Genomic DNA, 13,534 nt, shown 5'->3' on the forward strand with positions numbered 1-13,534 from the left:
TCTTTTTCCAGTCCATCCACAAAAATACTGCCTAACACTTTCTTTCTAAAACTCCTAGGCTAAGTGCGTTTAACCTAGTTTAAACTCATCTCCCAATAATGAAAAAATTACCGATGCCGAGCTTTTGACTATCTATTTTTACTGCCGTCGCTACGAAAATAAGCATAAAAAAAGCGAAATTTATGACTATGCAACTCGTTACATGAAGTCTTATTTTCCTCAATTGCCTAATTATGCCAATTTTAACACACGCATAAATGCACTCCATCACCTGATGTTAGCCCTGCTGCCAATTATGCTCCAACATATTGAAGAACAAGGCATTGTAAAAAATATTAGCCAAGAAATCGCCCTTGTCGACGCTTTTCCTATCATGCTTTGCTCTGGAAAACGTTCCGCAAAAATCGCGCGAGAAATTTCTGACAAAAGTTTTTGTGCCACTAAAAACATCTATTACTACGGCGTAAAAATGCACATGGTTGCTCGTCGAGTACCTCATTCAATCCCCTTAATGGATTTTATCAATATTACACCCGCCTCAGAAAATGACCTTATTAGCTTTAAGCCTATCCTGCCAAAACTCACAGGAAAGGCTATATTTGCTGATAAAGCATACTGTGATACGGAACTTAATAAGCAAATTCTCCAACAGCAGGATGCTTACATTTTCACCCCAGTTAAGTTGGTAAAAGGACAAAGTCAAACCCAAAGACACTTCAAAAAAGCCGCTGATGACTTATTTTCAACCGCTGTTTCCAGGGTAAGACAACCTATTGAGTCCTTATTTAATTGGATAAACGAAAAAACAGGGTTGCAAAATGCCTCCAAAGTCAGAGCAACAAACGGACTTTTTGTGCACATCTTTGGCGCATTAGCCACATCGCTATTTCACTATATTTTCTAACCCAATATTCGCATTATGAAGTAAAGTGTTGGTTGTGAGCAACCAACACCACAAATTAGGTAATAAAGTCTTGGTTGTGAGCAACCAACACTACGAATTAAGTAATAAAGTCTTGGTTGTGAGCAACCAGCACCACGAATTTAGCCTCCACTCACAGGGGGAATCAATACAATTTCATCGTTGGAATGGAGCAGTTGGGTATCGTCGGCATAGTCGGTATTGACAGCTACGCGCAGGGAAGCCAGTTTTTGAAAATCGGGGAATTGACCGACCAAATGGCTTTTCAAATCAGCCACCGTTGCTTCTTCGGACAGTTGTAAGGTCAGTTCGAGTTGGCCAATAATCTCCTTGGCAATCCCAAACGCTAATACAGTTATTTTCATATTCAAGTTTTATTCCTAACGTAATTGCTCAATGACTCGTTTCAAACTCTCCAAATTGTGGGCAGGAGCGTGTAAATCTAAATGGGGCAAAACCGCTTTTAACGCTTTCACTTCGGGGCGAAAATCGGGCGAACCCGCCAAAGGATTTAACCAAATCACCCGCCTCGCCTTTCGTCGAATTCGTTCCATATTTTTGGCCAAATCTTCCCCATCTCCTGTATCCATGCCATCGCTGACAATTAGGACAATCGTCCGTGAATTTAGCTTTCGCATCGCGTATTCGTCCACAAATTGCCGCAGCATGGTTCCAATATCCGTCCCACCCGACCAATTGGGAACGCGTTCCGAGAGGTTTTCAAGGGCTTGGGTATAGTCCATTTCCTTTAAATCCTCCGTAATTCGTACCAATTTTGTACTAAACACAAAGGTTTCGATGGACTGATACAACGTCTGAAAGGCATACATAAATTGCACCCAAAAGCGACTGTACAAATCCATTGATTTACTTACGTCACAAAGCAGCACCAAACGGATTTTATTTCGGGCGGGTTTTCGGTGAAAAAGGTCGATGATTTCCTCTCCTTTTCGAAAATTATTCCGCAAAACACGCCGTAAATCCAACTGCCCGCCATTTTTGGTAATTTCGTACCGTCGGCTCATGGTTTTGGCCATCCGCTGTACCATTTGGCGCACCAAACGGCGGGCTTCGTGGAGGTCTTCATCGGTGTAAGAGCCAAAATCTTTCAACGTCAGAGGTTCTCCCAAACTATACGACGCCAACTCTTCCGTCTGCGATTGTTTATTGCCGTTTAGCCAATTTTTGAGCGCCTCAAAAGCCGCTTCTCCATTTTGTTTCGGCTTCTTCTTTTTCTGTTCGCTTTCTTTGGCCTCGTCCTTAATTTTCGAATCAACTGCCTTGGCAAGTTCTTTCCAATATTTTGTATATAATTCGTCAAATTCCCGTAGTTGCTTTCGGTTTTGGGGAAAGACGCTCCGCATCGCCAAGTAAAATTGGTCTTCTTCTCCCAACTGAATTTCGGCCAATGCTTTCAGGGCATCGGCTTCGCGGTCGGGACCGACGGGTAAGCCTTTTCCCCTCAAAAAGCGGCTAAAAGCCACCACGTGGGCCGACAGCTCAACTTGACGCTGAATGAGGTTATCTTTCATAAATTCGGCGGAACATATCTCGGGGTAATTCACCAAAACGCCCTTCCGTGAGCATCGGATTGAGTTGATACGTCACGACGGCGTCCGCATTGTCGAGGTCTTCACCAAAAAGTTCTCGTTCCATGTTGGCCGTATATTGTCGTTTGGTTTGAATGAGTTTGGCATCCAGCGGCTTACCCCATGCTTCATTATCTCCCAAAACCAATTGAATTTTTCGCCAATCGTCGTAAAAATATTCTTGCAACAGCGGAATCACCTGAAAACGAAACAGTTCACACAACTCCTCAAAAGTCTGTACGTTCAGAAAATACGCATGGCCGATGACGTGATCACGGTCGTGCAAGAACTCTATCCGTTCGTTGAGCGTCGTCAAAAGCTTCCCCACATTGGTATTTTCAATCACCTTTTCGCTAAGGGCACTCACATCGGGCAAACATTCGTTAAAATAAAAACGACGACGTAGGGCGGTGTCCAACAAAGCAATCGAACGGTCGGCGGTATTCATCGTCCCGACAATGTACAAGTTGGCAGGCACCCCAAATTTTTCTTGCGAATACGGCAACGTAAGCCAAAGCTCATCGGCGGCCCCCAATCGTTTTGAAGGCTCAATGAGCGTAATCAATTCTCCGAGCACTTTTGAGACGTTGGCACGGTTGATTTCATCCATCACCATAAGTACAACAGGCGCTTGAGCAAATCGTTTTTGACGGCTCTCGGCGGTGTCAGCAATACAGCCTTCAAAACTTTGGTAATCGGCAGCCCGCAATGCCTCCAAACATGCTTCGTAAAAAACGCCTTTCCGAACTTTATACGTGATTTTATCACCAATTGTTTCGGGTCGAATCCCTTCCACAAACTCCTCATAACCAAACGATTGATGAAACGTCACTATCTTATGCGCATACAACTGACACAACCGCTGCACTTCGTAGGTTTTCCCCGTCCCTGGCGCTCCGTAGTAAATGTAATTGAGGGGAATGGCGGGGCGCTCTTTTCGCTTTTGGTACGTTTCGGTTGGTTCTGCAACCACTCGCGCCATTGACGTATTTTTAGCAAACAATTCCGAACGAAACGCCTCATCCTCAGCCGCTTGATAAACTGCTTTATTATGCAATTCACGATGAGTAGTTGTAGTGGCGATTTGCTTTAAATCTTGCAACGAATCAATCCAATACTGAACAATAGAATCGTTTTGGAGCAAATGTTTGTCTTGAAACTTGATTTTGCCCAACCAATAATCTGCATTCCCTTTTTCCTCGAACGTTATATTTCCTAGTTGAAGAGCGGGTTTCGAGAAGTACTCTTTCTTAAAAAGTAAGCTTAACGAAACATTTTTTTCCTTTCCGCTAACTTGTAAGGCTATGTAATTATTTAAGTTAGCCGTGATTTTTTGGTTTTTTCCGCTTACTGTAAACGCAATTTGAGGTGAGTTTTTGGGAATATCCAAACTCCTTATCATTTCATTCAGTAAGGAAAAAAAAAGCCGCACCGCATCATCTTGGTGTATGCGCTTGATTTGCTTTACGACAATTTCTCGCTCCGTTAAGGTACTTTGCATGTTATGTATTGAATTCTTACCCATTTCTTTCTCCAACCTAAGAAAAGGCTATGTATCTACTGTGAAAAAGTCTTAGTGTTCTATGTGTTTACTTTCAATATTTTACCCTATTCTTTCTCCCTGCAAATTACAAAAGTCTCGAAATTTTGTCTAATGTGATGGTTTTATGAAGCAAATGTTAAAATAAACCCTGTATGAGTCCGTTAAGGTATGCGAACGAAAGTTCTTATGTACAATTAGTCTCAATCCCGCTTGTAAACTTACTGGCGGGATTTTTGTTTTCGTTGATGGTATCTCATCAGTAACTGGTTATAACGTACCTAAAACCTAAAAATCCGCAGGAAGTAGTTCTTTTAGCACCTGATTGATAGAAAATGATGAAGTCAAATCATCTTCTTCCAATTCGGCCATATCGAGGGTAAAAATGTTTGTGCCAGGGGCACGCCAAAGTCGGTCCAACAACAACGACAGGTGTTCGGAGGTGCCATCGCTATGCAAAATACAGGCGTCAGCTTCAAGAGAGGCAATCCACGTTTTCCGCCATTCGTCAGCTTCTTGTTCGGGCGATAAATTTTCGAGCCTAAACAGGACGAAATGAGGTAAAAGCTGCGTTAAAGCAAGCAATACATTTTCTTTGTAAATTGAGATGCCAATAAAGTTGATGATATGACGCATAAAATACTTGTTTTTGTTGGTTTGTGGGGCTTGTTTAGCATCCTGACCGTAAATGTAATAGCTCAAACAATAAAAAAAGACCGCTTTATTGCCAACCAAGGCGTAGTGACTTGGGTCGAAACCGTTGAAATTAAAGACATGGACACCCCCATTATCGTGGAAGCCATGGCCGAATCGCTGCAAAAAAAAGGATTTATTCAGTTGGAAAGTAACAGAACAAACAATGTATTAACGGGCACACTCTTTCATGCTCCATCGCTTGGTCTGGCAAAGGCGACTTTTCGCGTAGATATTTTATACGAAAGCTACATTGTCTCGGTAACAGCCATTACATTACTGCCTTCTACCCCCATCGAAAAACTCATTTTAACACCTCAAAAACAGTTTGTTGGGGCATTTTCGCCCATCATTTCAACGCTGGATGAAGAGCTACTTCAAACGTTTAGCATTACGTTTTAGGCAAATAAAAACCCCGATAACTGACGCTATCGGGGTTTTTTGGTGACGAAGGCGAGATTCGAACTCGCACAGGCTAACGCCCACTACCCCCTCAAAGTAGCGTGTCTACCAATTCCACCACTTCGCCGTTCCCGTTGTTTGGGGATGCAAAAGTAGTGGTCTAAAATGATAATTGCAAATAGTTTTTTCAAAGAAATTTATTTTTTCAAATCAATTTCTTTCCCTCCCCAAAAGTTGCTCAAGTAAGAAGAGTCGCTTATATTGGGCTAAAATGAACCTTTTTTCCTCCATGCAACGTCGTAATTTCCTCCAAACCATTGCCGCTACTCCCGCCCTAATTCCTTCTTTGTCAAACCGTAATAAACCCACACTCAAACCTGCTCGACTCAAAGCGGGCGATACCGTGGGACTCGTTTGTCCAGCGGCTCCTGCTTACAGCAAACAAACGGTGCAAGTCATCGTCGAGTCCATGCAAGCCTTGGGTTTGAAGGTAAAATTTGGGAAACGAATGTGGGAAAGGTACGGTTACTTGGCAGGAAAAGATGCCGACCGAGCAGCAGACCTCAACGAGATGTTTGCCGACTCCTCGGTACAAGCGATTATTTGTGTGCATGGTGGCTGGGGTTGTGCCCGATTGTTGCCTTTGCTAGACTATGATACCATCAAGAAAAACCCCAAAGTGTTGTTAGGTTATTCCGACGTGACCGCCCTGCTGTTGGGCATCTATAGCCAAACGGGCTTGGTTACATTTCATGGGCCAGTGGGGGCAGTTAGTTGGAATGAATTTACCGTAGGGTACCTTAAAAAAGTCCTCATAGAAGGCGAAGCTGTGCGTTACGAAAACCCAAAAGGAGTGGGCGATAACCTCACGCAAGTCGCCGACCGAATTGACACCATCGTTGCAGGAAAGGCCAAAGGTCGATTATTGGGGGGAAACCTAACGGTCTTGAGTCATTTGTTAGGCTCTCCTTACGTGCCCGACTGGAAAGGAAGCCTATTTTTCTGCGAAGACGTGGACGAAGCCCCCTACCGCGTTGACCGAATGCTTACCCAACTCAAATTGAGTGGTATTTTAAACGACATGAATGGGTTTATTTTTGGTAAATGTTCGGAGTGCGAACCAGGCAACGGAAGCTATGGCTCACTCACGCTCGAAGACCTGTGGCTTGACCACATCCAACCTGCCCAAAAACCTGCCTTTTCGGGCTCGATGATTGGACACATTCGCCAAAAATTCACTATTCCCGTTGGCATTGAAGCCGAAATGGACGCCGCTACGGGAGTCATTCAGTTTTTAGAAAAAGCCGTGGTCTAACAAACATTTCTTATGCCGACAGGTAAGTACAGGATAAGTAAACAATTGCATTACAAAAAATTTGCTAGCCAACCCATTCTATGTCAAGCTATTTTTTATAAACCAACACCTTGAGGTACGCAACCGATTCGGAGCTATGGCAAGCCTTTAAAAATGGCGATAGAGCCGCTTTTACCCAACTTTACAACCTTCATATCGAAGATTTGTTGAGTTATGGTTACCGGGTCACGTCCGATAGGCAGCTAATCAAAGACAGCATCCAAGACCTTTTTTTACACCTTTGGCGTAGTCGTCAGAACTTAGCCGACACCGATAGTATCAAGTTTTACCTTTACCGCTCGCTTCGAAACAGAATTGTACGTAATAGCGAAAAAAACAACCATTCCCCCATTGATTCCGCAGGGTTATTTGAAAATATCATTGGAGAATTGTCTTTTGAGGACGATTTGATTGCCAATGAGCAACTTAGCGAACAGCATCAACGGCTCAAACGCGCCATTCACCAACTTCCTCGTCGGCAGCAAGAAATCATCCAGCTCCGCTATTACCACGATTTCGGTTTAGATGAAATTGGTGACATGATGCACATCAACCCCCAATCGGTTCGGAACCTCCTCCACCGAGCCATCACCGAACTACGTGAATGTTTTTCGGCTTGAAAAAGGCGTATTTTGGGATTGAAAAAAAATAAATAAAAATATTTCAAGAAAAATGAGTACAAAACCAAAGTGTTCCGATTTAGGGGATTGAATGAAGAACTTATGAACACATCATACGCTTCCTACACCATTGAAGATTTTATCGCTGATGATTATTTCATTCAGTCGGTAAAACACCCTGCCCCAGCGTCTGACGCTTTTTGGGCAGATTTTTTAGCGAAGCATCCTTCACAGCAAGAAAATGTCCGTCGGGCACGACTTGGGGTGGAACAACTTTCCGTAGCGGCAAAGCACGAAGTACCGTTCCAAGAAACCCCTGCAATATGGTCACAAATCGCTGAGGAACTGGAAGAACCGCCAAAACGTATAGTTGAAATCGTTCTAAATTTTTGGAAACCAGCGCTTGCCGCGGCTTCCGTTATTATTGCACTTGGTTTGGGATGGGGATGGTACAAAAGTGCTCCTAAAGGCAAATATGAGCAACTCATTTCAGCCGCAAAAAGTCCACTTGAAGAGGTAGCGAATACCACCTCTACGAACCTGACAGTTAATATGCCCGACGGGAGTCACGCTATCCTGAAACCCGAAAGTAAACTCAGTTATACCAAATCATTCACAGGCAATATCCGCGAAGTATATCTTTCGGGAGAAGCATTTTTTGACGTAATCAAAAACCCCAACAAGCCCTTTTTTGTTTACGCCAATGGACTGATTACCAAAGTATTGGGCACAAGTTTTTGGGTAAAAGCCTACGAGGCAGACAAACAAGTGACCGTACTGGTAAAAACAGGAAGAGTCTCGGTTTTTGCCCAAAAAAATACCCAAAATCCTGACCCCGAAACCAATGGGCTGGTTTTAACGCCTAATCAGCAGGTCGTTTTTGGCAAAGCAGACGAACGATTGACCCGTAAATTGATTGAGAGGCCCGTAATTTTGTTATCGCCCCAAGAACTTAAACAATTCTCGTTTACGAATGCATCTGTCACCGATATTTTCACCGCGTTAGAGAAAGCCTACGGCGTTGACATTGTGATTGACGAAGAATTGATGGCCAACTGTACCCTTACCACAACCTTGTCCAACGAAACCCTTTTCGAGAAACTAGATATCATTTGTGAAGCACTTGAAGCCACCTACAAAGTAGTTGATGCTCAGGTTATTATCACAAGCAAAGGCTGTAACTAAACCAACTATCCGCTTATTTCAAACCCTTATCGCATGAATATAAAACTTGACTTAGTACACTAAAAAAGCCGATAACGATTCCAGCGTTACCGGCTTTCAAAAGCCCTTTTGATGGTCTTCCAAACCACATCCGATTCCAGCGGATGTGAAAGGGTTGTTTTTGCTTTTCCAAATCACAAAAACCTTAGTAAACTAATGAAGAAAAGATTACAAATCCAAAAAAACCTGATTCGCCTTATGAAGTTCTCGCTAATACAATGCTGCATTGCGATGATTTTTGTGGGTGTCTCGCTCGCACGAGATGTGGTAGCTCAAGAATTATTGAGCCGTAAAATCAGCATTCAAATCGACAACCAAAGCATGTCCTCGGCGCTGGTTCTGATTGAAAAACAGGCAAATGTCAAATTTACCTACCGTCCTAAAATTGTTGAATCAACACAGAAAATTTCGTTGAATGCCACCAACGAGCCCCTTTCTCAGTTGCTAGACAGGCTATTTATTCCGTACAAAATCAAGTACAAAGTCATCAGTAATCAAATCATCTTGTCCAGGCTATCGGCCTCCGCTTCCAGTGAACTCAATCCACCCATCGAAGAGAAAAACTTCGAGCCCAACCCGTCATTAGAAGCGCTTGCTGATATTTCGGTTTCAGGGACGGTCGTGGATGACAAAGGCGGGGTACTTCCTGGCGTAAATATCTTTATAAAAGGTACGCAGAAAGGCGCCACTACCGACGAAAACGGTAAGTTTTCGATTGCCGTGCCCAATGCGCAAGCCGTATTGGTATTTAGTTTTGTAGGTTACAAACCCCAAGAAGTGATAGTAGGAAACCGTTCTTCCATCAATATCACGCTTTTGACCGACGAAAAAGCCTTGGGCGAAGTCGTGGTCGTAGGGTACGGTTCTCAACGTAAACAAGACATTACGTCGGCCATTTCGGTCATCAACATGAAAGACATCGGTGAACAACCTGCCAACAACATGAACCAGATGATTCAGGGACGTGCTGCGGGGGTCGTTGTCAAACAAAAAAGTGGTACTCCTGGCGGTGCTTTTGAAGTGCGTGTGCGGGGTATCGGTTCATTGGGTGCTGGTAGCGACCCACTGTACGTTATCGACGGATTTGCGGTGGGTACGTCGGTTGGCCAAAACCTTAACCCCAACGACATTGAAAGTATTTCTATCCTAAAAGATGCTGCCTCTACCGCGATTTACGGAGCGCGTGGTTCAAACGGGGTAGTACTTATTACCACCAAAAATGCCAAAGAAGGCAAAGTTGACGTCAATCTTTCGCTTGATTACGGCGTCCAAAACGTTCCCTCAACGCGTCGCGTAAAAATGCTCAACGGGGTAGAATTTGCCCAATTTAAGAAAGAAGTATTTGAAGATGGCATCCGCTATTTTCAGAACAGAGAGCCAACACTGGAAGAAGTACCCATTGGCTTTCGTTATCCTGAACAAACCAAGTATTCGACCGATTGGTTTGGGGCTATCATGCACAACAACGCACCTTATACTGATGCCAACTTAACCATTTCATCGGGCAAAGGGCCGCTCCGCTCCATGCTTTCTGTAGGTTATTATAAAGAAGAAGGTACCATTACCAAAACCAACTACGACCGTTTGTCATTGCGTAGTAATATCGGTGGTCAGGTCAATAAATTCCTCAACGTGGGCGTGAACGTCAACGGGAGTTATACCAAACAAAACCTTGCCAATACCGACGGCCGTAGCGCATTGGTGGGAGGGGCTTTGTTGATGGACCCGCGCGAACCTATTTACAATACCGATGGCTCGCTTCGTCCGTACATTGGCGGGGTAGATGGCGTTTTTGGCTTCCCTAACCCATTATTTGTGTTGAAAAATGTTCTTCGCCGACGCAACATCGCCGACATTTTGACCAGTGCCTTTGCCGAAGTTTCAATCATGAAAAACCTCAAATTTCGGACGTCTGCCAACATAAAACTCAATTATAACACCTTTAAAGAATACGTACCTTCTACCATCGGTTTGTCGGTGGCATCGGGTACGGCGGGAGCTCCCCCGCGCATTGCAACCGCACAAGAAGTGGTAGAACAATTGCAAAACTTATCTTTTGACCAGCTTCTGACGTATTCACCCCAAATTGGAAACAACCAAACCCTTGAAGCCATGGCTGGTTTTACAAGCCAACGCGAAATTTTACGCGGAACGGCGGGTAGTGCCAACACTTTTCCTGATGATTTGGTGCAGTATTTGGGCGCAGGCTCCATCCGAGCATCAAACTCTTACGAGAACGGTTGGTCGCTGCTTGCTTACTTTGCCCGGGTCAACTATGCCTTCAAAGATAAATACCTATTATCAGCCTCATTCCGTCGTGAAGGAAGCTCTCGTTTTGGTGCTCAAAACAAATACGGAGACTTCCCTGCGGCTTCGGTGGGCTGGCGCTTGTCGGAAGAGTCGTTTATGCCTAAATTCTCTTGGCTGAGCGACGTAAAACTACGGGCAAGCTGGGGAGTAACGGGTAATAACAACATCGGTAACTACCCAAGTTTGGCCTTCGTAGGTGCCAACAACTATATTTTAGGCAATGCTTTTGCCCCTGGGAAGGTGATTAGCTCTTTTGCTAACTCTGGCTTAAAATGGGAAAAATCAAACCAATTGGACATCGGTTTGGATATTGCTACCTTCAATAACAAGTTGCTGTTCACCTTTGAGTATTATAACAAACTCACCAACGACATGTTGTTGCCAGTGTCTATCCCTGCTGTTTCGGGCTTTACAACGAGTTTGGATAACATCGGAAAAGTACGCAACCGTGGCGTAGAAATTGGGGTGGATTTTCGCACCAGCCTTGGTGCTGTTAATTTTCGCACCAACGGTAACATCACCTTCAACCGCAGCCAAATCCTAGCCATCAAAGGCGTCAACGACATGCTATGGTACGGTAGCTTCTACGGCGGCTACAACGTACAAAAAGTAGGTCGCCCCATCGGGATGATTTATGGCTACAAAAAGATGGGCATTTTCAATACCCAAGCCGAAATCGACGGATGGGCAAAACAAGACGGCGTTATTCCTGGTGGGATGAAGTTTGCCGATACCAACGGCGACGGCGTCATTACGTACGATACGCAAGACATGGTGGAAATTGGCAATCCTAACCCTGCCTTCACATGGGCATGGACTGGCGCAGCAGATTACCGCAGCTTCGACTTAAACGTATTGTTTGTAGGTGCTTATGACTTTGACATTTATCGCAACATCGAAGCATCAACGATGAACATGGACGGCGTATTCAACGTGTTGGACAAAGCCAAAGACCGCTGGCGCTCACCATCAAACCCAGGCTCTAATCCTGACGCCAAAAACTCACAAGGGGGTACCAACTACTTCAAATGGTCACGCGAGAGTAGCGAACGTTATGTCTATGACGGAACATATACGTGGCTAAAAAGTGTCACCTTGGGTTATACATTACCTAAGTTTAAGTCGGTGCTAAGTGGCGCACGGGTATTTGTGACGGCCAACAACTTGCTTTTGTTCTCTAAATATCCAGGCAACAACCCCGACGCTGGAGTACGCGGTGGAACCGAACTCAACAACGACGATGAGTCATATCCAGTGCCAAGAACGTGGGCAGTAGGCGCTAAGTTTAACTTCTAATCTTCACGACAATGAAAAAAATAACTTCTTTCTGTATTCTCTTTCTTGGTTTGGTGCAATGGTCGTGTAAAGATGATTTTTTGGTAACCACTGACCCTACCCGCATCGGAACGGACATTTTTTACAAAACCCAACCGCAGTTTGAACAAGCCCTCAACGGGGTGTACGGCCAATTGCAAGGGATTACAAGCACAGCTTACATTTTTCAGGAATTTACGTCGGACAATACCACGCTCGATTTCAACCCCCTCGACCGTGGGGGAGCTGCGGGTTGGGAAGCGTTTGAGTTTTCGACCGTCAACCCTGGCAATGGTGAAATCGCCAACTTGTGGAATATCCACTACGCTGCGATGTACAACATCAATTATGCGTTGGAAAAACTAGAACCAGCGACGATTGATGCCACAGCGAAAAAGGAAATCGAAGGGCAACTCAAGTTTATCAGGGCTTACCATTATTTTAACCTAACCCGCTATTTTGGGGATGTCATTTTGGCAACTAAAACCCTTAGCAACCCCAACGAAGCGTTTGATTTGGTTCGTACTCCGCAGGCAGATGTTTATAAGCAAATTGAGGCCGACCTTAAAGACGCTGTCAACCTCCTTCCTGTTAAATATCCAGCAACTGGGTTAGGACGTGTAACAAAAGGAGCAGCATTGAGTTTATTGGGCAAAGTTTATTTGACACTCAAACGCTACCCAGAAGCAGTTAGTACCTTGAAACAAGTGGTGCCGTTGGGTTATTCACTTTATGCCAACTACAAAGACAACTTTGACCCTGCCAAGAAAAACGGCGTTGAGTCCGTCTTTGAGGTGCAATACCAAGGTGGTAACGACTTGGGTGAGCAAAGTAACTTTGTGTATGTGTTTGCGCCGCGTTTGTCGCAAGGTGCGGTTACTGGTTTTGCCAATACGGCTCCAAGTGGTCGGAATATCCCTACCAACGACATGATTGCAGCCTACGAAACGGGTGACTTACGCAAAGACATTTCGCTTCAGTTGGGCTATACCCTCAATAACGCCTTCGTCGCCATTCCGTTTGTCAACAAATACCGTTATCCGCACACCATCACAGGGCGCTCGGACAACAACTGGCCTATTTTGCGCTATTCGGATGTGTTGCTGATGTTGGCCGAATCTATCAACGAAGCCACAGGCCCTGACGCTGAGGCGCTGGGCTACCTCAACCAAGTGCGTAAACGCGCAGGATTGGGCGAATTAACGGGGCTAACAAAAGACACTTTCCGAGCAGCCGTTCTCAAAGAGCGCCGTGTGGAATTGGCTTTTGAAAACCACCGCTGGTTTGACCTCCAACGCACCAAAACTCCCGCCGAATTGGCCGCTTTTATGAACGCTTATGCCGCCAAAGAAAAAGCCAACCCGACCGTATCGCGTGGAGGAATTGCTTTCAACGCGTTGGACTATGTATATAGCGATTTCGAGTATTATTTCCCGATTCCAGCACCACAAATTTTGATCAACTCAAAACTAACTCAAAACCCTGGTTATCAGTAGAAATTGATGTGCAGGTGGTTTCTCACCAAGTGTGCAGGTGGTTTCTCAAAACCACCGCAGAGGTTTCTCA

At 44.7% G+C, this 13,534-nt stretch carries 11 protein-coding genes and 1 tRNA gene; 7 read left to right on the forward strand and 5 right to left on the reverse strand.

Annotation, left to right across the window (positions count from 1 at the left end; all coding sequences use genetic code 11):
* Positions 1–124 precede the first annotated feature (124 nt).
* On the forward strand, positions 125–904 hold the full coding sequence (locus AC23N5_RS22600; RefSeq protein WP_487757361.1) for a transposase: 780 nt from the start codon (positions 125–127) through the stop codon (positions 902–904).
* Between the two features lie 140 nt (positions 905–1,044).
* Here AC23N5_RS22600 and AC23N5_RS22605 read toward each other — a convergent pair whose 3' ends face one another.
* From AC23N5_RS22605 to AC23N5_RS22620, 4 genes are all read right to left on the reverse strand, one after another.
* Positions 1,045–1,287 (reverse strand): MoaD/ThiS family protein, encoded by a 243-nt coding sequence (locus AC23N5_RS22605; protein ID WP_487757362.1) that lies wholly within the window; start codon positions 1,285–1,287, stop codon positions 1,045–1,047.
* 15 nt (positions 1,288–1,302) lie between these two features.
* Complete coding sequence (locus AC23N5_RS22610) at positions 1,303–2,454, reverse strand: vWA domain-containing protein (RefSeq protein WP_487757363.1); 1,152 nt, start codon at positions 2,452–2,454, stop codon at positions 1,303–1,305.
* Positions 2,444–4,012 carry an McrB family protein gene (locus AC23N5_RS22615; protein WP_487757364.1) on the reverse strand — a complete coding sequence of 523 codons (1,569 nt, stop codon included), beginning with the start codon at positions 4,010–4,012 and terminating at the stop codon, positions 2,444–2,446. The genes AC23N5_RS22610 and AC23N5_RS22615 overlap by 11 nt, the downstream gene beginning before the upstream one ends.
* Positions 4,013–4,339: 327 nt before the next feature.
* Positions 4,340–4,687 (reverse strand): hypothetical protein, encoded by a 348-nt coding sequence (locus tag AC23N5_RS22620; RefSeq protein ID WP_487757365.1) that lies wholly within the window; start codon positions 4,685–4,687, stop codon positions 4,340–4,342.
* On the opposite strand from AC23N5_RS22620, the gene AC23N5_RS22625 reads away from it, so the two are divergent.
* On the forward strand, positions 4,679–5,146 hold the full coding sequence (locus AC23N5_RS22625) for a hypothetical protein (protein WP_487757366.1): 468 nt from the start codon (positions 4,679–4,681) through the stop codon (positions 5,144–5,146). The genes AC23N5_RS22620 and AC23N5_RS22625 overlap by 9 nt on opposite strands.
* Before the next feature lie 40 nt (positions 5,147–5,186).
* Here AC23N5_RS22625 and AC23N5_RS22630 read toward each other — a convergent pair.
* Positions 5,187–5,273, reverse strand: a tRNA-Leu gene (locus tag AC23N5_RS22630).
* Between the two features lie 162 nt (positions 5,274–5,435).
* Here AC23N5_RS22630 and AC23N5_RS22635 point away from each other — a divergent pair.
* From AC23N5_RS22635 to AC23N5_RS22655, 5 genes are all read left to right on the forward strand, one after another.
* Positions 5,436–6,461, forward strand: coding sequence for a S66 peptidase family protein (locus AC23N5_RS22635; protein WP_487757367.1), 1,026 nt, complete (start codon positions 5,436–5,438; stop codon positions 6,459–6,461).
* A 110-nt stretch (positions 6,462–6,571) separates the two neighbouring features.
* Positions 6,572–7,120, forward strand: a complete 549-nt coding sequence (locus AC23N5_RS22640) for an RNA polymerase sigma factor (RefSeq protein ID WP_183976659.1) — start codon at positions 6,572–6,574, stop codon at positions 7,118–7,120.
* A gap of 102 nt (positions 7,121–7,222) precedes the next feature.
* Positions 7,223–8,305, forward strand: coding sequence for a FecR family protein (locus AC23N5_RS22645; RefSeq protein WP_487757368.1), 1,083 nt, complete (start codon positions 7,223–7,225; stop codon positions 8,303–8,305).
* A gap of 195 nt (positions 8,306–8,500) precedes the next feature.
* Entirely contained in the window at positions 8,501–11,950 is a 3,450-nt protein-coding gene (locus AC23N5_RS22650; protein ID WP_487757369.1) for a TonB-dependent receptor, read from the forward strand.
* An 11-nt stretch (positions 11,951–11,961) separates the two neighbouring features.
* Positions 11,962–13,464 carry a RagB/SusD family nutrient uptake outer membrane protein gene (locus AC23N5_RS22655; RefSeq protein WP_487757370.1) on the forward strand — a complete coding sequence of 501 codons (1,503 nt, stop codon included), beginning with the start codon at positions 11,962–11,964 and terminating at the stop codon, positions 13,462–13,464.
* Positions 13,465–13,534 lie beyond the last annotated feature (70 nt).

The organism is Runella sp. R5_40 (assembly GCF_057652295.1).